Genomic DNA, 22,291 nt, shown 5'->3' with positions numbered 1-22,291 from the left:
TTGGCGCAACAATTCGAGACTTGAGATCGCGGCTATCAACTTTGCCGTGGCAAAAGGCACGGTGGGCTATCTGATCTGGCACTCCGATTCCAAGACCTCGACGCCAGTATAGCCGTCGTCCGAGAGAAGTTTCTCGACGTCCTGACGGGTCAGCGCACATTTTGGGCCGATGATCACTTTCGCGATGGCCCGACGATGCTTGTTTTCCGCTTCGCGATAGCGGCCAAACGGAAGGGGTAAATAGCTGACCTCGCCCAGTCGACCTTCGCGTTTACTCGGCATGATCCACTGGCTGTCGTCCGCGGGAAACGAGGCTGGCATTTCTCTCGCCTGAACGTGGATCATCCGAATTTCACGTTCATACGCCCAGCTGCCGTGTTTGACGGCGGTGATGTATGCGTAGGCAGATACCGACGCATTCGTCCAAAACGCGTCGTCGGCTGGCTCCCCATCAGGGTCAAACGGTTCGGCGATTTCAAGAACCTTTGCGCGCAACGCCTCCAGCGAGTGACCTATGAGGTAATTCGCCTTCTGCACTCTGGCATTGATGTCTTTGATTGCTGTTGGCCTGAACCCGATCGAGAGACCTTCGAGGTTCGTGTATTCCCGCCATAACGGAAGTTCGTCTCCCGCGAGCGAGAAGCAGCAGCAGAATGCCTGTTGGCTGAGATTCAGCGAGGTAAGCCTAGCTGCGAGAATTGACAGAAAGAAGCCCCTGTAACCCTCATATTCGTTATGCCGTACAGATTTGAGCGCCTCGATGAAGTGCTCGAGACCGAGCTCCAGTTCGCGGGGGTCGTTCATCTGCGTGAGGTCGTTAAACCAGAGAACCTTGGATTTTAGGATGCCACGGAAGCCGTCTGGGGTGCAGTAATGGTATAGGGGTTCTGTCGGCTCGTATTCCAGGTGGGCCATGCAGGAATGCCTCGAAAGCGGATCAGGTGCTCGGAAATGCTGGCATCAGATAGAACGTTCTTTCGGAGCACTCAAGCGGACCTGGACGCTTGCTCCGCCTGTTACATCGAAGCAACTATTACTGCGAGAGGAGGGAGGGCGACGACGCTAACACGCCCTCCCAACCTGGCGTCGGCGGGAAATGGAGCGCCGCCGCCAGAATTGTCGATTAGAAGTTCCGCTGGAGACGCAGGAAGCCGAACACCTGGTCATCCTTCTCGTCGTCGTCGTGGTATTGAACGCTCAGCTTGGTGCTGAGGTTGTCAGCCAGTGCATAGTCGATCGTTAAGCCAGCTGTCCAGGCATCGCCGCCGTGGAAGCCTTCGCCGTCGGCGTCGAGCTGCGTGTGGCCAAAGTACTGTACGCCGGGGGTGATCGCCCACTTATCGTTCAGCTTTGCGACGTACTGAGCGCCAACGGTCCACTCGGACTCTTCGTAGTAGTAGTTGGCACCGCTTGCCCAGACACCATAAATGCCGAGCTGGCCGGGTCCGAGGTCGGCGTAGACGATGGCGCGGATTGCGCCTTCCTCGGTATCGGTGTCGTAACCGCCGAGAAGGTAGCCGCTGATTCCGCCGAACTTGGCAGAGACCTGTCCAGCCACGCCGAGGTTGTTGGAGGTTTCGCCCGGCTTGCCGCGGTAACCGCTGTCGTATTCAAGTTCATCCAAGGAGACGCCAGCTGCGAAGTTTTCGGTCTCATACTGGTAACGAAGCGAGTTGTGGCGCGTCGAGTTGCTTGCCACGACATCGGTCTCGCCGCTCGGATCGTCGTCCCACCAGCTGTACTGCATGCCAGCGCGAACGCCTGCGATGTCGATGTAGCCTTCGTTCAGGAAGGTGCCAGCGTTCGAGGCGTTGCTCGCGTTGGTACGGAGGTTGATGACGCCGGTCAGCGTGCCAAATTCAGTTTCGCTCTTCGATGTGAATACGACCTGTGCACGGGTCCAGAAATCCCAGTCCGACGTACCGGCGCGGTCGCGACCGAAGCGCGCCTCGGTACGGATGTAGCCGCCGATCTTGAGGCATGTTTCGGAGCCGGGAATGTAGAAATAGCCGGTGCCGTATGCGTCGCAGACGCGTACATACTCGACTGCCTCGGGCTCCGCTGCAACAACGGCGTCGGCGGCGTAAGCCCCCGAGACGGATGTCAGAGCGGCTACCGAGCCGATTAGAATAGAACGGATGTTCATTTCAAAAGCGTCCCTTAATAGAGGGGCACGTTTTCGAGCAGCCCCCTTCGGCATGCCCGTGCCCTGAGTTGCAGACCCCTGCTCGGGGCCGTCAACCCACGGAGCAAGCGACAAAAGCCCCCACAGCCGCGTCCCCGTGAGGGCGCGGGTTGATCGTCGTGAACCAAGGGGGAGGTACCGTTGGCAGCACGTGCTGTGATTGATGCTTTGCGGCGCGTACTGCGTCGGAAGACGCGCCGTTCTGACGCAGATCGAGAGGAACGATAACGGGCTGCACTCGAATATGAGTTATGCGCACGTTCGATGAACGCGCGGCTTGTAACGCCGTTGCCGGATATCCCGGGACTGCACGTAAAAAGACGGAACCCCGTCTAGTTTGGTTTGGCAAGAAGCTTGAGGGCCTGTTCGAGGTAACGGCCGACCAACTCGTTTCCTGTTTGCCTGGCGACGTCGAGCGCGTTTGCGCAAAGGCGTTCGAGAGGAGCTGTGGGCTCGTCGCAGGCGTTGTACATGATCCCTGCGTAGACCCGGGCGACACCGTCCTTGTCAGGGAAACACTGCCCCGACATCAGGACCGTTTCGTATGAGCCGTCCATGCCTTTCACCCTGAACCGCTGGTGCTGAGGTTGGCCGGTCACTATTGCATCGCGTAGGCCATGGGCAGCTTCTCCTTTGTCTTCGCTATGTATTCGGCCGAGGTAGGTCAGCAGGGGGATGCCGCTGGCAAGCGCCGTCGCGTCGATTCCAAATCGAGCCGCCACCAGAGCATCGCCGTGAAGGCGGTCCTCCAAGATGTCCCAGGCAAACAGTCCACTGCAGACATTGGAGGTCGGCCCACAGAGTATCTCGAATATGTCGTGCGATATTCTTCGCATCACACCCACCCCTGACGTAGTAATCTTCCTAACAGGATGCTGGCGTTTAATATTACTTCAAGTATCCCGGCCCGAAACGGGACAAAACCTAACAACTGCTAACGGGATGACGGCAGTACTGCAATTCTACGTTTTAACGCCCGTTCGCTCGACACCCGGTTCGCTGATGTTTGCCACGAGTCTCATTAGCGTCTTGATCTCGAGCGCATCGTCGATACCCACGGAGTCCTCATACAATTCTTGTGCTTCCAACCAAGCACGACGTGACTTCGACAGCAGGTCCTGACCCTTCGCTGTCACCGCAAGGGATCGCGAACGCGCATCTTCCGGGGAAACGTTGATCGTCACATATCCCTGTCGCTGCATTGGACCGAGGTTGCGTTTGAGCGCTGACTTGTCCACCAAAGTCAGGGCGGACAACTTGGTGATGGTGATGCCCGGTCGGGCGGCAATGTGTAAAAGCAGTGTCCTCTGGGTCGATTTCAGGCCCATCGGCGCAAGCTTGCTGTCGTAGATGCGTGTCAAGTTCCGGGACGCCCTCCGGATCGCGGTGACGTGACAGTTTTCGACATCCCGTTGGAAGTCGCCCGGGTGTCCAACGGGAGTCGATTTGTCGAGATCGATTTTCGAGTGCATCAACCACATCCCACTGATCTCACTTTTGGCCACGCAATCCACGCCCCTTTCAGGATTTCAAATCAAGAAGGACCTTCCCGCCCTTTTGAAAATGAGCCAGCGCGGCGTCCCAATCGGACATCGGGTAAACCGCTGCTACAGGTAGCTTGAGCGTCCCTTCGCTCACCATGGCGACGGCCTGGCGAAGTAGGGTGGGCATTTGAGTGTCATAGGCGGGGCGAGCCTGATAGAATGCGAAGAGGCTCACCGCCTTGCGCAAAAGCGGTCGCAGATCAGCTTGGATCGCTACTTCACCGCTGGAGAAGGCGTACGAAACAAGCGATGCTCCTTGGGAGACGATCTCCAGCAGCCTTACCGTTGACCTACCGCTGACGCCGTCGATTGCCAGACGAACGGAGCCACCCTTGGTGAGGTCGGCCACCTTTTCGACCGCCTTGTCATTGTCCAAGAGGGCAATGTCGCCGCCGGAGGACAAGATGTCTTCGATAGACTCTGGGCGGCGCACCAGATTGATCGTTTTGAAGCCACGGGCCTTCGCGAATGCTATCACTGATTTTCCGACACCGGAGGTCGCGGCGTTCTGGACAACCCAGTCGCCCGGTCGAAGGTTGCCGTGCTCGCTCAACATCAGGGCTGCCGTCGGCGGATTAATCCGGAGCATGGCAGCCTGCTTGGGGTCGATGTTCTCGGGGATCGCAAATAGTTCGTCTTGGGGGACAATCATGCGCTCGCGCCAGGTATAGCTGTAAAGAGGCGGGATGACGCGGTCGCCCACTTTTACGGTCGTCACGTCTGAGCCTGTAGCCAGTACGCGGCCAACGCCTTCGTTGCCAACGGCACTCGGGAGGCTCGGCCTGCGCGGGAACTTGCCGCTCACCAGCAGAAGGTCGTTGAAGTTGATCGGAGCGTATTCCATGCCGAGCAGGACGTCATTTTGCCCGGGTGCTGCTGGCTCCGGAATCTCCGCCAGTTTCAGGTTTTCCATTCCGCCGAACTCAGAAAGCTGAATGCCACGCATGCCCGTCTCCTTATGGCTTCACCAGCCATGAATGTTTTCCAGTTCCTCGGGACTGTCATGCCGTGACGTCGGGCTTGCCTGCCGTCTGGCGCATAAGTCGCCGATCGGTGTGTGCTGATCAAGTTATGACTTGTTAGCCACGCTCTGAAGGAGGGATTGGGGCATATGATCTATACAGCACACGAATAAGCTCTTGGCGGCCTCAGGTCCGTCGACATCGATGGCACCAGTAATGTTCCAATCGGTACAGAATCACTCTACAACCTGCTGCGGAATTGCCTGTTACGAACACAGAGGGGCATGATGCTCGACCACGTTGGACTGAAAACACAGAACTTGGCAGCGCTCGTACGCTTCTACGACGCCGTACTCCCACCGCTTGGCTACTTGAAGATTTTCGTAAACGACGAGGGGGCCGCATTCGGCGTGGGCGGCCTTCCTGAACTCTGGATCGTACAGATCGAAACCGGCGCTGGCGGTGCCAACATAGCCTTCCGGTCAGAGGACCGCGAAAGCGTAGATCACTTCTTCGACAACGCCTTAGCTGCGGGGGCCATCAGCATTGGGAGCCCGATGCTGCGGTCTGAGTTTCACGACAACCATTATGCCGCGTTTGTGGTCGATCCGGATGGCAACAATCTGTCCGCAGTCTGCCATGACAACGTTGCCGCGACGGAAAACCGTCCCCAAGCTCTCGCAAGCTGAGCGGCTAAAGGAGTTTACATGAACGTCGATGCGATCGCCCGAAACGCACCAGCGCAGAAATCGGCTGTCGACGACGCCCAGAAGGGTGCGTCGCTGAATTACGACAACTTCCTCCATCTTCTCGTGGCCCAATTACAGCATCAGGACCCGACCCAGCCAATGGACGCCAGCGAGCAGATGTCGCAGCTGGCAAGCTTTTCCCAGGTGGAGCAGCAAATCCAGTCAAATGCGAAGCTCGAGTCTCTGCTGTCGATGTCGAGCCTTCAGCTCGCCCAGAGCTACATAGGAAAGTACGTGTCGTCTCCAGACGAGGACGGGCCAAAAGGCATCGTGGCCTCTGTGAAGGTCTACACGGACGGCGTTATCGCCACGCTGGAGGATGGGAAGCAGTTGCTGATGGGGCCAGGGGTTAGTGTCGCGGCGAAGCCGCCCGAAAAGTCCTAGCGCAAGCTGGGGTTTCCGCGCGATGCGGCGGGTCCCAACCGCCGTGAATGACGCGAGGTCGGATAAGTCGCCTTTTCGGTGCTTAGTTTCGGGGGGCGCTTCCCGGTCGTTCAACACGCGGTCAGTGCGGTCGATCTCACTGAAACAGGTTATCAAGGACTGCGCCGAAGAAATCCGCTAGTGAACAGCCTAGTTGCACCGTTAATGTCCCTAAATCTGCCTTGGCACTGTCGATCTTAGATAGGTGCTGCTATTTTACATTGCATAAATACGTGGAATGAGTCTTTTCATGCAATTCGTCGTACACAAACTTGCCAAGGCACCCGTCACCGCTGAGTTACATTACCCTTTTGTGGGCCTCTACCAGGACAACTGGAACGACTACGGGTGGAGGTCGCGCTTCGTTGCCACATTGCATGTCAGCGACAAGGAAGCGATCGATCTGGGGCCTCTGCGGATTGCGCACGACAACAAAGGTTTTCGCGCCAACACGACCGCCGTTCTTGAGGCGTTACCCAAAAACGTGGCTTCGCTTGGCGAATCCATAGCCTATTATCGCCGCATCAGGGACCTCCATCCTGATCTTCAGCTCGATTATCTCGATGCTGTAGGCGACATTGTCTCATTTCCGGAACGTCGCGATCTCATTACCAAGCAAGAACTCTGGGAAGAAAGCTTTCTTCGCGAGGTATCATCGCGGCATGCTTTCGACCGCGGTGGGTACTACATCAATGCGCCGTTTGTGGAAGTCGATCCTCCGAACTTCGATTTCAGGATGCAGTTGCCAGGAGCAGCTGGAGCTCACGATGTGAAATTTGATTTCAGCGGGCACGGAGGCCTTCCAAACCGAACGATGCTTCTCATCGGTCGAAACGGCACGGGCAAGACGCAGCTTCTGTCGAGTCTTGCATTCGAAAGCATGGCCGACGAGGTTTTCGAAGAAGAGACCATCAAGTCTATGCCGAAGGCGAAGGTATCTGCCGATCTCAAGGTAAGCCGCGTCATTACGATCTCGTACAATGTATTCGACGAATTTCCACTCCCCAAGGAGACGAGCGCAAGACGTCCGCGTGGGGTCGCGTATAGGTCTCGAGCGTCGTACAAGTACTGTGGACTACGAACAAGAGATGGAACCATCAATGCCAACGAGGTCGACAAAATGTTGGCCGAGGCTTTGGAGCCAGTCGCTGCATCCGATCGTATGGAGCGCCTCGTAGAGGTCCTTGCGACCCTGTTTGACCAACAGCAGGCGGAGGCGCTTACATCCGACGACGACCAAACTCGCAAAATGGCGGTCAAACAATTAAGCGCCGGCCAGCGCCTCGTCGCTGCGATTTTTAGTAATATCGTCGGGTTCATCGAGGAGGGAGCGCTCCTTCTCATCGACGAACCCGAAACCAACCTGCACCCTGGGCTACTGAGCAGTGTTGTCGACGCACTCAATCGGGTCCTGGAGGAGTTTGACTCCTATGCGATCGTGGCAACGCATTCTCCGATCTTGCTGCAGCAGATACCAAGTCGATACGTCAGGGTGGTTACTAGGAACAACCTCAATATGCCCTCGGTGAAGCCTCTGACATTCGAGAGCTTTGGGGAGGACCTTGGCGAGCTTACGCGCAAGGTGCTCGACCTGACAGGTGCCGAGCGCGACTTCCGTACAGTGCTCGATGATCTGTTCGACGTTCACAAAGATGCGAAAGGTGTCGCTGAACTTTTCCCATATCCGCTGGGCATCCCCGCTCAGTCGCACTTGTTCGCGCTCGAAATCGAGCAAGACGACGAGGCTGAGTAACGTGCGGAAGATTGGACCCTATTCCGCGGAACAAGTGCCGTCCTACGACCGCCTTGTTGCTGCAACGACGCCAGCAAGGCAATTGAGCTTAGCCCCACTTTCAAACTTGATCGCTCCCGCTTGCGACGCTTACGATCAAGCATCTCCAGACGTTCACACACGTGTGGCGATCGCCTTGGCTGATGGAGAGAAGGATGCTTTGATTGATGCCTTCGAGAACCGAACGGCCGGAATGAACCGCCTTCTCGCGGCCATGACGAGTTCGCTACCAAGCCGACATGCCGATCTTTGCCCCTATTGCACACTGGATTCCAATCCCGATCTCGATCACTACCTGCCGAAGGAGGAATTCCCGGAGTTCGCACTTCACGGGCGAAACCTGATCTACATATGCGCGACGTGCAACCGGAAGAAGTCGAAATTCTACAAGGCGGCTCCGGGCGGCGAAAGACTCTTTATACATCCAGCTTTCGAGCCGACGTCGCTTCAGTCGGTTTTGTCAGTCACCCTCAAATACCGACACAGGGCAGTGGCCGCAAAGTATGAGATCGACATCAATGCGAGCATTTCGGAAGCAGAAAAGGATCAGCTTAAACGGCACTTCAATCGTTTAGGACTGTCTCAGCGTTACGGCACTCGCGCTCAAAACAGTTTGACCGCTCTCAAGGAAGACTTAGCTCAACACGACGAGGCAACCGTCAGACGAACGCTTGACCACAAAATTCAGGGCTCGCTCGTTGGAGAGCCGATAAACGGCTGGTATACGGCTTTGTACCGTGCGGTTGATGCCGATCGGGAAGCGACAGTCACTTGGTTGTTGGACGACTAACGAGAGATGAATGTCTAACACCGTTTAATGGCCCCATAAATATCCGGACACGTTCTCCGACTCACAAGTGTGCGAGGTAATGTGCCCATTATGACCAGTCACAGCTTGGCAGGCCTGTCCGCACATTGGCTAAAGTCAGCCCTTTGGTCGATCTTTCAGCGGGTCGCGATCCCGTTGCAAAGCGGCGATGATCAAAAACTCCGGGCCATACTTTATCGGATCGGCCGATGACAGCTCGACGAAGTCGAGCGAGGTGTGGTTTAACGTAGCCATGAAAGATGTTCTCAAAGTCGCCAAACTGACATTCAAGGCAGGCCCTGTGCCCGGTCAACCTCCTGTGACCATCGATTGTCCGAACGTCACAGTCCTTGTGGGCCCCAATAATGCCGGCAAAAGTCGTGCGCTGCGGGAGATACATGCGAAATGTGCGAATAAGGAGATTGATAAGTACCAAGTAATAGACAGCGTTGATCTTTCCCTGCCGGACCGGGAGGGCATCGCAGCGATGATGAAGATGTTTGAGATCGCTACGCCGCCAGGAAATACGACAGTCGCCGATCATGCTTACTTCCAGAAACCAAGCGTCAAACTGAATGAGCAGCAGCTACTTATTCACGTCCATACGGGCAAGTGGTTCGAGGGCTGGGCCTCTCATGATTTTCACAAATCCGTAAGAGATAACTTTGTGAAATTTTTTACCATCCTACTGGATGGTCGCACACGATTTGAACTCACAGACCCGAAGGCAACGGGCTCACTTGAGGAGAAGCCGCAAAATCATCTCTGGGCGCTTTTCCTTGATAAAGACGCCCGGCAGAAAGTCAGAAAGTTCACTCAGGATGCGTTTGCGAAATTCTTTGTTGTCGATCCTACTGGTATGACGCAATTCCGTATCCGTCTCAGCAAACGTGCACCGAAGACTGAGGCGGAGGAACAAGCGCTTGATACCGAAGCGCGCGCATTTCATGCAGATGCCGATCTACTCAGCGATCTCGGAGATGGTGTCAAAACATCCGTCGGCCTCGTGTCCGCGGTGATGAGTTTGCCAGATCGCATCCTACTCATCGATGAGCCTGAGGCATTCTTGCATCCAACCTTATCACGCCGCGTCGGCAACGTGTTGGCGCAAACCGCACGTGATCGAGACGCAACGTTAGTGGTCGCTACTCACAGCTCTGATTTCCTTCTAGGGTGCATGCAGACTGCCCCGGAACTAAGGATCGTTCGGCTAACCCATGACTTCGGTAGAGCAACCAGCCGTTCTATCGAGCCGGCACATATCCGAGAACTCATGAACAATCCGCTTTTGCGATCCGCGCATGCAATGCGGGGGCTATTTCACCGAGGTGTGCTTGTCTGCGAAGCCGACGCGGACCGAGCGTTCTATGATGAGGTCAACGCACGCCTTGTGAGTGTGCATCGCGGAATTGAAGATGCCTTGTTTTTGAACGCACAGAACTGGCAAACCATTCCGCGCATAGCCTTGCCTTTGAGAAGTCTTGGGGTGCCCGCGGCAAGCATTATGGATTTCGATGTTCTCATGGACAATGATTTCGCGCATCTCTGGCCACTAATCAGCGCCGAGGCCGGGGTTCTTCAGCCATTGCAGGTTCGGCGTGACGAGTTGGCAAAAGTCATGGCTAATGCGGGCAGGAAAGAGTGCAAAAAACTTGGGATTGAAGCGCTACCTGAAGCTAACCGCGAGGAAGCAAAGGCTCTTATTGAAGAGTTCGCACGCTATGGCGTGTTTTTTGTGACTTCTGGTGAGTTGGAGTGTTGGCTTAATGGAGTCAGAGGGATCACCAAGATCGCCAACAAAACGCAGTGGCTGCTCAATGCGTTTACTGCTATGGGCGCTGATCCACGTGACGCCGACTATCTCACGCCGGCTGATGACGACGTGTGGAGCTTCATTGACAAGATGAAGCGGTGGATCGACGATCCGCAGCGCTTCGGTATCCCAAACTGAGGGGGTTCTTGATCGACGGTGCGTTGCCAGGTCTGCGCCGCTGGCAACTCTTTCGACTATCCCGTGAATTTCCCTGACTGGCCTTGAACCCTTTCCAAGGCGGGTACTGTCAAACTGCGCGACGCAACTGTTACGGAACTTGATAGCGGTTTGGGTTCGGGGCCGGAGGCCGGAGAACGGCCACAAACGGTCGAGTGCTGCGGTCGCCCTGCTTGCGAACGCTATCGAGTTCGAGATGACGGTATATACCACGCAACAGGTGCTCGGCCGGGACGTGGTCATCAATGCAGAAATCTAAAAAAGCTGCGCCGGAGCCGCCTGACATCCCATCATCACTCAATCCTCCGCAAATCAGTAAGACGATTGAATCACGACAGCCTGGTGCCGACAACGCTCAGTTTTTCAGTATCGGCGCGAAGCTGCCGCCCGCTGGCTTGATGGCATCTGCTACCGAACTCCGCAAAAGACCGCCGTCCCACCGATCTGTTCGGAAACCCTCTCGCGAAATGACCTTTGGCCCGCCGCTCCCTAACCGCCTTTCCACCGCGCTGGCGAGGGCCGTGTCAGATAAGCTTAAAGACGGACCCCCGTCATTTCCGAGAGGCGCAGTAAGAGGCTATCCTGGAACCGGACGTCCTCTACAGCAGGCGAGGGCTGTTGTCGTTGTCGATGGTACCAGTACCCACCAGACGTCGTTGCGTCCCGGTCGTTCTCAACCGCAAGCCACGCTTGAGTTTGATGACCCATCTCAAGATCGTCCGTCGCGCTTGCACCGCCCATCTTAGTCGGCACCCAACCGGGATCAACGGCGTTGCTCAACGTATCTGGCCATAATCTGGCAACAGCGAGTGCCAAGGCAGCCACATGCAGCTTGCTTTCGGAATACGCGGTGCTTGCCTGCCATTGCCGGGACTGCCAGTCGATGTCGGCCAATGAGCCGTCACCGCTCCGATGCATACCGCTGCTGAGGTAAACAAGGCGTTCGGGCCGCTCGATCAGCGCAGTTAGCATGTAAGGGGCGAGGGTATTTACAGCGAGGGTCGTCGCATGGCCCTCGGGCGTGTTGCCTCGGTCAGGTTGCAAATAGACACCTGCATTGTGGATGATGGCGTCCATGCGACCGATATCGTTCACCTGCGATGCAAGCGACCGAACGTGATCGGCTTTGCTCAGATCGCCAATAACCACGTGACTGGCGTCGGGGAAGAGGTGGGAAACGGCATCAGCCCTTTGTTGAGAACGCGCGTGCAGGACAACCTCATGTCCAGCACGCGCCAAGCTTCGTGCCGCTGCAAGCCCCAGACCGTCGTTCGACCCTGTTATGAATACCTTTCCCAAGATACCGCTCCCACTCGCTAGCCGTTCGGATTGACCACCTCGGAGACGGGCTTGTCTGCGCTCTCGCCTGGCTTAGCCATAATGACATAGGTACCCGCGATCACAATCCCGGCTGCGAAAATCGCTGCTACGAATGCGTACATGCGGTGGCGAGCGTTGTTACCTGTGGACATGCGCTGTTTTACTCCTATTAAAATGCGAAAAAGAACGCCTAAACAGTGTTTTAGGTTCCGAAGCTTCAAAAGAGAGCCAACGAAGAGGGTCTTGTTCGCAGGTTGCGTCGTCCACGATGTACATGGTGTCGGTCGCGCGTACCGGAGTAGACCAGTTTAGTCTGCGTCTACGGAAGTGCGGAGTATTCTTCCTAGATTCTGGAAATTCGAACGTAGGTTAACCCCCGGATTCTTCGATCGAATCCGGTTGGCAGACAGCGTTACTTTACTAATTTTCGGACGATACTCCCTAAGATTCGGACACAGATTACTTCGAAATTCGAACTATCTCGTTCGGACGGCCGAACAATTTGGTTCGGATTGGTCGAACAATCTAATCTGGTGAGACCGATCGCCAGCAATCGGAACTCTCGTGTGAACGATTTCCTCCGAGCCAAGTTAACGACGGCCTCCTACCGATTGGAAATCAATTGCGTTTTGTAATTTTGTCTTTGGGGTCCTTAACGGCCTTAACTTGGATTCTTGCATTCTATTTTGCCCTGCAGATGCAAATTTGATGAGGGAACTTGTTTTCAGTTTCCAGGAATCGTGTTCCTATTGGTCAGCCACAGCTGACACTCAAGGACATCTGATGATCCCTTTCGAACTAGCTGCAGTGACCTTCGCAGGCGGTGCCCTAGTCGGCGCGACGTCGATTGGAGCTTGGCTCTGGGCGAAAGGTGAGTTAGTCCTCCGAAGTTCAGATGACGAGGCAACTCGCGACCTCGCGATGCAGTCGGTGCTGGCGATCGATGACCTCGTTGGGGCCTGCTATATCGCGGCTCATGACTACCCTGAATACGACGTCGACGAACCAGAGAACTTCTTCCTTCATTCCGATGATCCCGTACTCGTGCTTCCCAAAGACGCGGACTGGTCGCTTCTAAACCGCGATCTCGCCGACGAAATCAGGTGGCTACCGAACCGGCTACGAAACGTACGCGATGCGTTGGAGTCGATCGAAATCGAGCCGCCGGACTTCAATGATCTGTTCGAGCACAGACAAGATGATTTCGCGCGCCTCGGCTTGCGGGCGATGGACCTCGTCGAGCGCATCTGCGATGAGCACCAGTTGCCGTTGCCGAGCCGCCCAAATTACTACGACCCTCGCAGTGAGTTCACCGCAAAGATATCGGAGATGGAGGAGTTCTGGAAACGGCGGGATCAATCCGCGCGGCAGGTTCCGAGGGAACCATCCAACGTCACACCCATATTTGGGCGAAATACAGCGCCAGAGAGCGCGTCAACGTAACTTGTACACGGCGGAGTGCGGTTTACGGAAGTTCGCATTTCCTTGCCTTCTCATCTCACGCGGCCCGATGTAAGTGCGGACTTCCAAATCCCAGGGTCAGTCGATACTGGTGGTAGCGGCAAATAGCGTCCAGAGGCTCGCGGGAGCCAAGAGGCTTGCCTATTTCTGGTCTCGCCAGCTTTGCACCAGTTTTGGTGGGGTCGACTTGATGTGATGTCCACAAGAGGCGTCCGCACCAGAGCCGCACGTCGATAAGCGCAGCACTAGAACTGACCTTGCCCCCAAGTTTTATCCAGTTTTGAGTTCGCTCCAGCGGTTTTGGGTTGCTGTATTTGGGGCGGTAGCGGCGGGTTGCGGTGCGGAGCCATTCCGGCTGCGCAGCACCGCATCACGTCGCGGGTTGATTGTCTGAGCGAACTCGGCAGGTGTCAGCCAGCCAAGTCCAGAGTGTGGTCGATGATCGTTGTAATCGCCGCGCCAAGATAAAAGCGCCGATCGAGCATGGGGCAGTGACGAGAAGAGCGTTTCATTCAGGAACTCGTCTCGCAGCCGCCCATTGAAGCTTTCGATGAAGGCGTTCTGGATCGGCTTGCCAGGCGCGATGTAGTGCCATTCCACCTTGGTCCGATCCGTCCATTGCAGGATCGCGTTGCTGGTGAACTCGCTGCCATTGTCGCTGACGATCATCTTCGGCTTGCCTCGTCCCTCGATGATCCGATCCAGTTCACGGGCAACTCGCAGGCCGGAAAGGGACGTATCGGCGACGAGTGCCAGGCATTCCCTGGTGCAATCGTCGACGACGGTCAGCACCCGGAACCTGCGACCATCGGTGAGTTGATCCGACACGAAGTCCAGTGACCAGCGATCATTGGCGGCAAGCGGGATCAGCATCGGTGCTCGGGTGCCGATCGCTCGCTTGCGGCCGCCGCGCTTGCGCACCGTCAGCTTCTCCTCCCGATAGAGCCGGAAGAGCCGCTTGTGGTTCACAAGGTGACCCTCCCGCCTGAGCAGCACATGAAGACGCCGATACCCAAAGCGGCGGCGTTCATGCGCCAGCGCCTTCATTCGCTCGCGAAGGTCATGGTCATCGCTGCGCCTGGTTTCGTAACGGATCGTCATCCGGCAAAAGCCGATGGCTTTACACGCCCGCCGTTCGCTCATCTCATGGTGACCCACCAAATGCGCGACAGCTTTCCGCCTTGCTGCGGGCGTCACCACTTCTTTCCCAAAAGGTCTTTCAAAGCCGCGTTGTCGAGCATCGCGTCCGCCAAGAGCCGCTTCAGCTTGGTGTTCTCGTCTTCCAGCGTCTTCAGCCGCTTGGCTTCGGATACATCCATGCCGCCGAACTTGGCCTTCCATTTATAGATGCTGGCATCGCTGACCCCGTGCTTGCGGCAAAGCTCCGAGACCGGCGTGCCAGCCTCGTGCTCCCTCAGAATGCCAATGATCTGTTCGTCCGTGAAACGTGTGCGCTTCATTCTCTGGTCCTTTCGATGGGCCAGAGCTTACTTCAAAATGGATTATTTCAACGGGGCAAGGTCACAACTTTGCCAACATATTCCTTGAGTGGGTCGAAAGGCGCTGCCTTCAAAATCGCGGCACGAAAATCTCTCTCGAACGCCTTACGAGCAGGTGCAGGTGACCCCTTCACTATAACGACGGGCCCACGCACCACAGCGCCACGGTCGTCGATTACGAAGTAGCTTATGCCGTCAACCTTCGCCGCTCTTGTATCGTCACTCACCAACAAGTCGAGTTCGGCTGCGACAAGTGAGAAAGGCGCGACCTGAGTGGCGGTCTGGGCGCGCACGTCGCCGCCCGTTAGCGAGAAAGCCGCGGCGCAAGTTGCCACCGCTTGAAAAAACCTCCGGACTATCCGTCGATTATTAGATCGTTGAAGCATTTTTAGTCCACTTTGGCTGCCAGGGAGTTTTAGCGGCCACAATCAGCTCTGCAACGATTGATCGGTCTCGTGGCATAAAGCATCTCTGCTTCCATCGCTTGGCGTGGCATTTTGGCAACCGAACGAGGCGGTCCTCGCAATTTCGGTAGCCGTCGACATTTAAGACAGCAACATCGCAAGCCTGCACGAAGAGCGTCTCTGCTTGGACGTTCGCAGCCTCTGTTGCCGGCCATCGTTTCACAAATGTTCAAACCATTTCTCGTGCCAAACGTTGTCGTGCGCAATCGACCTGTAGGGTGCATCCAGCTACCTTCCGGTTTGCAAAAGAGAGAACGCGCATGTCCAGACTAACAGATATGTCCATCGACAACCGGAATGCGATTGATGCGACTTATGTTGCGGCCGTCGACGCGACGCGACGACTTGTTGTCGAAATCCACTACGCCTCTACTGTTGCCCAGCTTGAATTGACTTCGATCGTCATGAGATCGGTACATCTTGGATCGGTTCGCCACGGTCAAGCGGTGGTGGGCATCCATGACGTGTCCTCCGCCATGGCCGAGCTATGCCACGACGCGATCGAAGCGGTTCGAGCGTTTCGTGAGCACGTCGCGATCGTACAGGAAACGCGCTTGGCTGGCGGCGACTTTTGAACACCGTTTCGTTCAGCCCATGACAACATAGTCAAAGCACGCTACGCAGCGGTTTTCGTCAATTTGGCAGCGATTTCCGCCGCCTCTAGTCGGGCCGAGGTCTTGTAAGGGTAGTGTTTCCAGCACCACCAATCCTGGGAATCCGCTGTGCAGAAGCCAAAGCCAGCCCAGTCCCCACAGTGGCACTTATGTGCAACTAGCTTGGGTGCGCGTTGTAACGTCTGACGATCGATGTCGCTCATTTGAAATTCCTTCAAGGCTGGTGTGACGTCGCATGTTAATCAGAGATCGCGCTCGAATTTCGGTTTCCAACCGCGGGTCAACCCTCGGCTCATCGCTGCCTCGGCCAATGCTAGCTGCAGTCGCAGATGCCTGATGTCTCCGAGAAGCGTCGCGATTGTCGCCTTGGCATCCTCGTCATGGTAGGCGAGGGCGGCTTCGACTTCATAGCTGGTCGCCCCTGCCTGAGCTGACTTACTGGACATGCCCGGCATTCCTCATGAGCAAATAGAATGCCTCGATGACATCGCTCTCATCGCCGGAGCAATTGAACCACAAGGGCTTGCTCATAATCTGTTCGAAACCCACGGCGTTGAAGTAACCGCACGCTCCACCGCTCCTTGGATTGAAACCGATATCGAATGACCCAAGTGGCGCGCCCGAACCCATGTCGTACACATCCACCGAACACAAAGACCAGTCCGCGTAGTCCAGGCGCATGAGAAGGACCGCCATCAGAAGCGGATGGACCTCTGCGAGCGTCACCTCGTTCGGGCTTGCCCAGTATGTGCCCGTTTCTTCGTTAGCCCACGGCTGTCCAATCGGCGTTTTGGTCATCGCCGTCATCCCTTCAAAAGATTGAGTGTTCCTATTATGTTCTCTTTTGCGAAGGAGTCAACAATCTTGGTGAATGAGGCAGGAGAAGACAAACAACGATAGCTGACGTTGGGTCGCAGCCCCGATCGGCGAACGTGAAGTCCGCTGCTTTCGTATCGACAGCAGCGGACGTATTGCTTACGCGGTCACGGGACCAGACTTCGGCGACGTTCTCAGGAGCGCTGTGGAGGCCAGAACACCGACGAGTGCGAGCAGGGCAATCGCAGCCGCTACGACCGGGATGTCGAGGAGCTGATATCCATTCTCCAGCGCCGCGCCGCCGACGCGAGCCCCAAGAGCGATGCCGATGTTGAATGCCCCGATATTCAGGGTGGACACCAGGTTTGGCGCTCCGGACCCGAACCTCATCACGCTGACTTGGAGAGTGGGGATCGCCGCGAAGGTGACGGCTCCCCACACGAACCAGTTGATCTCGCCAGGCAGGAAAAACGGGGTCGTCCAACGAAGTGCGAGGGAAGCGACCGCTATGGCGACGGGGATGCCGACGAGTGCACGCTGGAGCGACCAGTCGGATAGGCGTCCGCCGACGTAGCTTCCCAGAGTCATGCCAAGGCCGACGACCAGGAGAGTGATTGCGATCCAATCAGAAGAGAGCCCAGAGACGTTCTGGAGCAGGGGGGCGACGTAGGTGAATACCGGGAAGATTGCCATAGTGAAGAGCACGGTGCTTGCCAGCGAAATCCAGATGCGGCGATCGGCCAAGGCGATTACCTCCGAGCGGACGTCGACCTTTTCCTCGCCGTGAGAAGAAGGCAATGCGAACGCCAAACCGATCATGCCGACAACGCTTAGCACGGTGATCGCGATGAATGGAGCGCGCCATCCGAGCCAATGGCCGACAGCCGTACCGAGTGGAACACCGAGGACGTTGGCAAGGGTCAGCCCTGTAAACATCATGGCCACCGCGGAGGCCTGACGATTTGCAGGCACGAGGCTCGCCGCCATCACCGCACCGATACCGAAGAATGCCCCTTGGCCTGAAGCAGCCAATACGCGGGCGACCATCAATGTCTCATAACCTGGAGCCCACGCGCAGATTGCGTTGGCCGCAGCGAAAAATGCCATCAAGCTCACCAGCGCTACCTTGCGTTTCAACTTGCTGGCAATCAGCGAAAACAAGAGCCCACCGAAAGCTATCCCAAGCGCGTAGGCAGTGATGAGCCATCCTGCCTTGGGGATTGATATCGACAGATCAGCGGCGACGTCGGGCAGGATGCCCATGACCACGAACTCCGCGGTGCCGATGACAAAGGTGCTCATTGTTAGAAGCAGGAGGGATAATTGTGCGTGAGATCGCGAGGGTGCTGGCGACATTGTGGCTCCGTAATTGACGCGGGCGATGCGTTTGAGGCTACGCAAGCCCGCGCGCGTAGCGGCGCTGACGTACGATTTCACGAGCCGGATCACGAGGCTTGTCGGCGGATAACAGTTATTCGCAATATGAATTGGTTGATTTTGCTCGAGGAGCCGACACCACAACATCGCTGGATTGGCGAACGCCATCGGTTGGAGGATGAGAGGCGGCGAAGGTTCGGCCTATCGCAGACCGTACCTTCCCGATGCTACCCTATAGATTAGGCGCGGCGGCGCGGCTTAGGAGACTTTCGTTGGACAGTCAACGGTGGCCTCGAGCATAATGGCCTCGTTTCCGGTTGATCGATCGACGTCGATCGCCTTAGGTAGTCGAAAGGGTTTCGACCAACGCGATCACCGAGAGCCGCCTACGAGGATCGCGTATCTTCGCGAAGGCAGCCGTGAGTTCGATGGTTTCCGCCGTGTGATTGAAGGGCGTTCCCAAAGTGCCCGTTTCCGGTAGAGTCAGGATTGCCTCTTCTGCAATCTGCGCCGGTCCGAAAAGCTCACCGGGCTCGGTTCGTAGAACGAGTGCGAATTGCACTACTTTGGCTGGGCAAAGCGCGTTGCAACCCGTCTCGTACTTGTGAACCTGTTGAAGCGAGACTCCGATTTCGGCTCCGACGTCTGCAAGTGACAGCCCGAGAAGCTTGCGTCTTTCCCGGATTCGCTTGCCTATCTTCGAGTCGTCTTGGGCCGAGGCTTTCTGCATGTTCACATTGCTGCGTTGCTACTCGTTTGCACCGTAGCTGCCGCAGCAATGAGACGCTTGGACGATTCGATCACTAAGCCGATGTCGCCGCCTGCAGAAGAGGCGCATGCGTAGACGTCACATGGTAAGCCTTGGCCTCAGAATCTGTCCGGCGATCTTTTTGAAGACCTCGACCCTTTAAAATACCCGTTAATGGAAGTGTCGCCTCGGGAACGTTTCCTCCGCCTAAACATTCTCAAAATCGAGATCGAGGGGTGGCCACGGCGAATACCGAACTTCCTTCCTACGATGACCAACGGGAGGGCGGCCCACTGTCCTTCTGTTCGCAACTGTCTCATCCCGAGGAGGGCGCATGCACGAAGACTTGGTTAAGGCCTATGTAGATCGCTTATTGCGAGAAGGCTTCGCTATCGACGTCACGGGGGAGGATACGATCGTCATCGTTGATCCTGTCGACGCGCGGAACTTTTTGGGAGCGCGTGACACACGGCGAGAGGCAAGTCCAGACTTACATAGGGGCGCTATCATCTCCTATCTCAAGCAACTGCACCGAATTGTCTGAAGCAGCCCATTATGGGCAGCTTTCGTTGCGACTTACCCGGCCTTCCGGCCTTTGATCTCTGCGTCGACGCTCTTTCGAAGGGCGTCCATGATGTTAACGACATTGGACGCCGAGGCGGTGGCGCTTTTTCCCTTTACAGACTTCTTAGGTTTGAGCTGTTTCCGCTTCTCAGCGATCAGTTTCAGCAACGCCTCTTGTATGGGATCGCTGACCATCTCCGGCGACCATTTGGCCGACTTCTTCTTGATAAGTTTTTGGACCAACGGCACAAGGTCGGGGTCCGCCGCGTCATCAATGTCCTCAAAATAGCTTTCCTCGGGACGCACCTCGTCACCGAAGCGCAGCGTCCAGAGAACAATGCCTTGGTCGCGAGGCTCCAAGATAACGGCGCGTTCACGTCGGCCGATAACGAGCTTGGAAACGCCGAAGACCTTGTCCGCCTTCATAGCATCGCGAATGACAGCAAAGGCTTCGTTGCCGACCGCGTCGTTTGGCATCAGGTAATGCGGCTTTTCCAGATATATCCATTCGATGCTGTCGGCCGGGACAAACTTTTCGATATCGATCGTTTTAACGGTATCGAGAGCAACCGCGTCAAGGTCATCGTCCGTCAGAACGACGTAGTCGTTTTCGCCACGGGCATAGCCTTTGGCTTCATTCTGATCCTTCACCGGTTTCCCGGTGACTGAATCGACATATTGCGAAACGACCCGATTGCCCGTTTCCCTGTTGAGGGTGTGGAACCGAACCTTTTCGCTCTCGCTCGTAGCCGGCGTCATTGCAACCGGGCAGGTGACCAGTGAAAGTTTGAGATAGCCTTTCCAATAGTACTTCTGTGCCATGGCAATTGTCCTTAGCTGGCCTTTCGTTGCGGCGCGGCTTTCGACGCGGCCACCTTGGAAGTCCCTCTGCGCGCGGCCAGCTGGCGGCCTGTGCCTGCGTTGGCGTTTGCAGCGGTGCGTTTGGGCTTATCGGCAGCCGCCTTCGTAAGTCCGGCGCTCTCGCGAAGGGCAGCAAGCAGGTCGTTCGGTTTGGAAACCTCCACCTTCTTGGGCTTGGGAAGCGATTTGCCTTCGAGTTTGGCTTTCACAAGCTCGGCAAGTGCCGCCTCGTAGCGGTCCTCGAATGCTGAAGGATCGAACTCACCCTTCTTCGTGGCGATGATGTGTTTTGCCAGGTCGAGCATTTCGCCTTCGACCTTGATCTTCGGCATCTCTTCAAACGCCTTCTTGGATGACCTGACCTCGTAATCGTAGTTCATCGTCGTGGCGATCAACCCCCGCCCGTGGGGGCGGATGAGGACGGTTCGCATTCGACGAAAAAGGATAGTCCTTGCGATCGCTGCCACCTTCGACTTCTTCATGCCATCGCGTAGCGCCGCAAACCCTTCCCCTCCCATCTTGTCTGGCGTCAGGTAGTAGGGCTTATCGAAATAGACGTCGTCGACGTCGGAGCACGGGATGAATGCCTCGACTTCCAGCGTCTTGTTGCTCTCAGGGACCGTCGCGGCGACTTCTTCGGGGTCGATGATGATGTACTGGCCGTTGTCGATCTCAAAGCCTTTGGTCTGGCCCTCTTTGGGCACAAGCTCTTCGGTCTCGCTGTCGACGAAAACACGATTGACGCGATTTCCCGTCGCTTTGTTTATCGTGTTGAACGTGATGCGGTCCGATGTCGACGCAGCGGTATAGAGTGCCACTCCGAATGACACCTCGCCGAATTTGATGAAACCCTTCCATTGAGCACGATGACCAGTCGTCATGACGCATTACTCCTCTGCTATAGAGTCGCGAATCAATCGTTACGGAGGCGATTCGTTCCGAATCAAAACGAATCGTTTTTGCCGGGCCTGAATGGACGGAACTCGTTGCTGTTTCCGGCGTTCTCGCGCCAAACGCATGGAGGTCAAAATGAACGTGATCATTAGCACTGAAAGGTTGGGGGCAGGGGTGGCGGCAGACCTCAGAAAGGCTCGCGCTGCGCGTGGCTACTCGCTGGAAGATGTCGCCGAAACCTGTGGTCTCACCGTCGACGAAATCGAAGCGATTGAGGCCGCGCAGGACATGGATTCTCGCAAACTGGCGCGCGTCGCGGCTGCGGTGGGACTTCCTCGTTCGCATTCATTCCCACGCTAAGGGATCGCGCGTCATGGTGGATAGCGAACCTGCGGTTTCAGTGGTCTCGGAAGCTGTCAGGAACTGGTTCGAATACTACGACGTGACACCGGACGACAGCGCGACCGAGATTCTCGGTGCGGCTGGGATCGATTTTTACAATCGTGGGATCGTGACAATACAAGCGATCACGTCCGCACTTATCGAAACATTCGTCGGGCGCATGGCCGTCCATTGCAACGCACCGACGTCAATCGCCATACACTAGGCTTTTTGGGGTCACTTGGCCCCAAGAGTGTCGCCAACATTTTTCGTCCCGGAGCGCTCTTCGGACATCATTGTGTGTGTGCAGTCATCTAGCCGGCCGATCGTTAACTGGCGTAGCGCTTCGATGATGTACCTAAATGACGTAGAGGGCAGTGTGTCATCGAAAACGTGCGGATGATGACGGAAAGACGGGGATGACAAGTGTCCTCAAGCAAGCTGGCTACCGGGGCAAGCCTCTCGAAAACGGGCCCTTAGCATCTTTGAAATAGCGAAAATCGCCCACTGGCCGGGCGACACTAAACAAGGTATGCCCGCTTCGCTTGGCGAACCGCGTCATCCTGGACCGTTTCTCCACAGGTCCCAGCGTCCGTTCCGGCCATTTGGAGAGACCACGGCTCTGCTCGCAGCAACGTGCGCGCGTCGATGATCGGGATGTTGAAGGTGCAGGAGACCTCAACAGTCGAGACGCAACACAGACGCGAAGGGTATGAGAGTAATCACAACGCCTGTTTCGTCCGTCACCTGAAGTGTTTTCCCGACGATGGGTTCGTGTCGAAGAACCATCTCGGCAACTATTTCGAGGTCTGCGGATCAAGCATATGGTCGGAGATTTG

The 22,291-nt window shown here is 56.3% G+C and carries 23 protein-coding genes; 9 read left to right on the top strand and 14 right to left on the bottom strand.

Going from position 1 to position 22,291, the window contains the following annotated elements:
• Positions 1-66: 66 nt before the first annotated feature.
• From QTL95_RS21565 to QTL95_RS21545, 5 genes are all read right to left on the bottom strand, one after another.
• Positions 67-915, bottom strand: a complete 849-nt coding sequence (locus QTL95_RS21565; RefSeq protein WP_289721954.1) for a DUF2971 domain-containing protein — start codon at positions 913-915, stop codon at positions 67-69.
• A 208-nt stretch (positions 916-1,123) separates the two neighbouring features.
• On the bottom strand, positions 1,124-2,146 hold the full coding sequence (locus QTL95_RS21560; protein ID WP_289721953.1) for a porin: 1,023 nt from the start codon (positions 2,144-2,146) through the stop codon (positions 1,124-1,126).
• Between the two features lie 371 nt (positions 2,147-2,517).
• Positions 2,518-3,021 carry a hypothetical protein gene (locus QTL95_RS21555; RefSeq protein WP_289721952.1) on the bottom strand — a complete coding sequence of 168 codons (504 nt, stop codon included), beginning with the start codon at positions 3,019-3,021 and terminating at the stop codon, positions 2,518-2,520.
• A gap of 126 nt (positions 3,022-3,147) precedes the next feature.
• Positions 3,148-3,546, bottom strand: coding sequence for a MarR family winged helix-turn-helix transcriptional regulator (locus QTL95_RS21550; RefSeq protein WP_289721951.1), 399 nt, complete (start codon positions 3,544-3,546; stop codon positions 3,148-3,150).
• Between the two features lie 160 nt (positions 3,547-3,706).
• Positions 3,707-4,675, bottom strand: coding sequence for a zinc-dependent alcohol dehydrogenase family protein (locus tag QTL95_RS21545; protein WP_289721950.1), 969 nt, complete (start codon positions 4,673-4,675; stop codon positions 3,707-3,709).
• Between the two features lie 303 nt (positions 4,676-4,978).
• On the opposite strand from QTL95_RS21545, the gene QTL95_RS21540 reads away from it, so the two are divergent.
• From QTL95_RS21540 to QTL95_RS21520, 5 genes are all read left to right on the top strand, one after another.
• Positions 4,979-5,380, top strand: a complete 402-nt coding sequence (locus QTL95_RS21540) for a VOC family protein (RefSeq protein WP_289721949.1) — start codon at positions 4,979-4,981, stop codon at positions 5,378-5,380.
• Positions 5,381-5,398: 18 nt separating this feature from the next.
• The gene (flgD, locus tag QTL95_RS21535) at positions 5,399-5,824 is read left to right on the top strand and encodes a flagellar hook assembly protein FlgD (RefSeq protein WP_289721948.1); all 426 of its coding nucleotides are present in this window, start codon (positions 5,399-5,401) and stop codon (positions 5,822-5,824) included.
• Between the two features lie 289 nt (positions 5,825-6,113).
• Positions 6,114-7,616, top strand: a complete 1,503-nt coding sequence (locus QTL95_RS21530) for an AAA family ATPase (protein WP_289721947.1) — start codon at positions 6,114-6,116, stop codon at positions 7,614-7,616.
• Positions 7,617-7,791: 175 nt separating this feature from the next.
• The gene (locus QTL95_RS21525; RefSeq protein ID WP_289721946.1) at positions 7,792-8,445 is read left to right on the top strand and encodes an HNH endonuclease; all 654 of its coding nucleotides are present in this window, start codon (positions 7,792-7,794) and stop codon (positions 8,443-8,445) included.
• Between the two features lie 187 nt (positions 8,446-8,632).
• Entirely contained in the window at positions 8,633-10,414 is a 1,782-nt protein-coding gene (locus QTL95_RS21520; RefSeq protein WP_289721945.1) for an ATP-dependent nuclease, read from the top strand.
• Positions 10,415-10,987: 573 nt separating this feature from the next.
• Here QTL95_RS21520 and QTL95_RS21515 read toward each other — a convergent pair.
• Together QTL95_RS21515 and QTL95_RS21510 are read right to left on the bottom strand one after the other, a co-directional pair.
• Complete coding sequence (locus tag QTL95_RS21515; protein ID WP_289721944.1) at positions 10,988-11,752, bottom strand: SDR family NAD(P)-dependent oxidoreductase; 765 nt, start codon at positions 11,750-11,752, stop codon at positions 10,988-10,990.
• A 17-nt stretch (positions 11,753-11,769) separates the two neighbouring features.
• Complete coding sequence (locus QTL95_RS21510) at positions 11,770-11,925, bottom strand: hypothetical protein (protein WP_289721943.1); 156 nt, start codon at positions 11,923-11,925, stop codon at positions 11,770-11,772.
• A 631-nt stretch (positions 11,926-12,556) separates the two neighbouring features.
• Here QTL95_RS21510 and QTL95_RS21505 point away from each other — a divergent pair.
• Entirely contained in the window at positions 12,557-13,216 is a 660-nt protein-coding gene (locus QTL95_RS21505; RefSeq protein WP_289721942.1) for a hypothetical protein, read from the top strand.
• A gap of 288 nt (positions 13,217-13,504) precedes the next feature.
• Here the strand turns inward: QTL95_RS21505 and QTL95_RS21500 are convergent.
• Positions 13,505-14,694, bottom strand: a protein-coding gene (locus tag QTL95_RS21500; protein WP_289721941.1) for an IS3 family transposase whose coding sequence is annotated in 2 segments (ribosomal slippage) — positions 13,505-14,445 and positions 14,445-14,694 — 1,191 coding nt in all. Because the reading frame shifts where the segments join, the coding sequence is not laid out codon by codon here.
• A 763-nt stretch (positions 14,695-15,457) separates the two neighbouring features.
• Between QTL95_RS21500 and QTL95_RS21495 the strand changes: the two genes are divergently transcribed.
• The gene (locus QTL95_RS21495; protein ID WP_289721940.1) at positions 15,458-15,772 is read left to right on the top strand and encodes a hypothetical protein; all 315 of its coding nucleotides are present in this window, start codon (positions 15,458-15,460) and stop codon (positions 15,770-15,772) included.
• A gap of 281 nt (positions 15,773-16,053) precedes the next feature.
• Here QTL95_RS21495 and QTL95_RS21490 read toward each other — a convergent pair whose 3' ends face one another.
• From QTL95_RS21490 to ku (QTL95_RS21465), 6 genes are all read right to left on the bottom strand, one after another.
• Complete coding sequence (locus QTL95_RS21490; protein WP_289721939.1) at positions 16,054-16,257, bottom strand: hypothetical protein; 204 nt, start codon at positions 16,255-16,257, stop codon at positions 16,054-16,056.
• Complete coding sequence (locus QTL95_RS21485) at positions 16,247-16,609, bottom strand: hypothetical protein (RefSeq protein ID WP_289721938.1); 363 nt, start codon at positions 16,607-16,609, stop codon at positions 16,247-16,249. The genes QTL95_RS21490 and QTL95_RS21485 overlap by 11 nt, the downstream gene beginning before the upstream one ends.
• Before the next feature lie 177 nt (positions 16,610-16,786).
• Entirely contained in the window at positions 16,787-17,929 is a 1,143-nt protein-coding gene (locus QTL95_RS21480) for an MFS transporter (RefSeq protein ID WP_289721937.1), read from the bottom strand.
• 415 nt (positions 17,930-18,344) lie between these two features.
• The gene (locus QTL95_RS21475) at positions 18,345-18,734 is read right to left on the bottom strand and encodes a helix-turn-helix domain-containing protein (RefSeq protein WP_289721936.1); all 390 of its coding nucleotides are present in this window, start codon (positions 18,732-18,734) and stop codon (positions 18,345-18,347) included.
• Positions 18,735-19,328: 594 nt separating this feature from the next.
• A complete protein-coding gene (gene ku / locus QTL95_RS21470; RefSeq protein WP_289721935.1) occupies positions 19,329-20,138 on the bottom strand; it encodes a non-homologous end joining protein Ku in 810 nt (269 codons plus the stop codon).
• An 11-nt stretch (positions 20,139-20,149) separates the two neighbouring features.
• A complete protein-coding gene (ku, locus tag QTL95_RS21465; RefSeq protein WP_289721934.1) occupies positions 20,150-21,058 on the bottom strand; it encodes a non-homologous end joining protein Ku in 909 nt (302 codons plus the stop codon).
• 148 nt (positions 21,059-21,206) lie between these two features.
• Between ku (QTL95_RS21465) and QTL95_RS21460 the strand changes: the two genes are divergently transcribed.
• Positions 21,207-21,431, top strand: coding sequence for a helix-turn-helix domain-containing protein (locus QTL95_RS21460; RefSeq protein ID WP_289721933.1), 225 nt, complete (start codon positions 21,207-21,209; stop codon positions 21,429-21,431).
• A gap of 13 nt (positions 21,432-21,444) precedes the next feature.
• Positions 21,445-21,678 carry a hypothetical protein gene (locus QTL95_RS21455; RefSeq protein ID WP_289721932.1) on the top strand — a complete coding sequence of 78 codons (234 nt, stop codon included), beginning with the start codon at positions 21,445-21,447 and terminating at the stop codon, positions 21,676-21,678.
• Positions 21,679-22,291 lie beyond the last annotated feature (613 nt).

It is taken from the genome of Rhizobium sp. S152 (genome assembly GCF_030380735.1).
In the GTDB taxonomy this organism is placed as follows: domain Bacteria; phylum Pseudomonadota; class Alphaproteobacteria; order Rhizobiales; family Rhizobiaceae; genus Rhizobium.
The sequence above is the reverse complement of the archived record's forward strand: the minus strand, read 5'-3'. Positions and strand labels throughout refer to the sequence as shown.

Excerpts from the sequence above, each read along its gene's own strand:
- QTL95_RS21565 (WP_289721954.1), bottom strand. The coding sequence starts at position 915 with ATGGCCCACCTGGAATACGAGCCGACAGAACCCCTATACCATTACTGC.
- QTL95_RS21560 (WP_289721953.1), bottom strand. The coding sequence starts at position 2,146 with ATGAACATCCGTTCTATTCTAATCGGCTCGGTAGCCGCTCTGACATCC.
- QTL95_RS21555 (WP_289721952.1), bottom strand. The coding sequence starts at position 3,021 with ATGCGAAGAATATCGCACGACATATTCGAGATACTCTGTGGGCCGACC.
- QTL95_RS21545 (WP_289721950.1), bottom strand. The coding sequence starts at position 4,675 with ATGCGTGGCATTCAGCTTTCTGAGTTCGGCGGAATGGAAAACCTGAAA.
- QTL95_RS21540 (WP_289721949.1), top strand. The coding sequence starts at position 4,979 with ATGCTCGACCACGTTGGACTGAAAACACAGAACTTGGCAGCGCTCGTA.
- flgD (WP_289721948.1), top strand. The coding sequence starts at position 5,399 with ATGAACGTCGATGCGATCGCCCGAAACGCACCAGCGCAGAAATCGGCT.
- QTL95_RS21530 (WP_289721947.1), top strand. The coding sequence starts at position 6,114 with ATGCAATTCGTCGTACACAAACTTGCCAAGGCACCCGTCACCGCTGAG.
- QTL95_RS21520 (WP_289721945.1), top strand. The coding sequence starts at position 8,633 with ATGATCAAAAACTCCGGGCCATACTTTATCGGATCGGCCGATGACAGC.
- QTL95_RS21510 (WP_289721943.1), bottom strand. The coding sequence starts at position 11,925 with ATGTCCACAGGTAACAACGCTCGCCACCGCATGTACGCATTCGTAGCA.
- QTL95_RS21505 (WP_289721942.1), top strand. The coding sequence starts at position 12,557 with ATGATCCCTTTCGAACTAGCTGCAGTGACCTTCGCAGGCGGTGCCCTA.
- QTL95_RS21495 (WP_289721940.1), top strand. The coding sequence starts at position 15,458 with ATGTCCAGACTAACAGATATGTCCATCGACAACCGGAATGCGATTGAT.
- QTL95_RS21490 (WP_289721939.1), bottom strand. The coding sequence starts at position 16,257 with ATGTCCAGTAAGTCAGCTCAGGCAGGGGCGACCAGCTATGAAGTCGAA.
- QTL95_RS21485 (WP_289721938.1), bottom strand. The coding sequence starts at position 16,609 with ATGACCAAAACGCCGATTGGACAGCCGTGGGCTAACGAAGAAACGGGC.
- QTL95_RS21480 (WP_289721937.1), bottom strand. The coding sequence starts at position 17,929 with ATGAGCACCTTTGTCATCGGCACCGCGGAGTTCGTGGTCATGGGCATC.
- QTL95_RS21475 (WP_289721936.1), bottom strand. The coding sequence starts at position 18,734 with ATGCAGAAAGCCTCGGCCCAAGACGACTCGAAGATAGGCAAGCGAATC.
- ku (WP_289721935.1), bottom strand. The coding sequence starts at position 20,138 with ATGGCACAGAAGTACTATTGGAAAGGCTATCTCAAACTTTCACTGGTC.
- ku (WP_289721934.1), bottom strand. The coding sequence starts at position 21,058 with ATGACGACTGGTCATCGTGCTCAATGGAAGGGTTTCATCAAATTCGGC.
- QTL95_RS21460 (WP_289721933.1), top strand. The coding sequence starts at position 21,207 with ATGAACGTGATCATTAGCACTGAAAGGTTGGGGGCAGGGGTGGCGGCA.
- QTL95_RS21455 (WP_289721932.1), top strand. The coding sequence starts at position 21,445 with ATGGTGGATAGCGAACCTGCGGTTTCAGTGGTCTCGGAAGCTGTCAGG.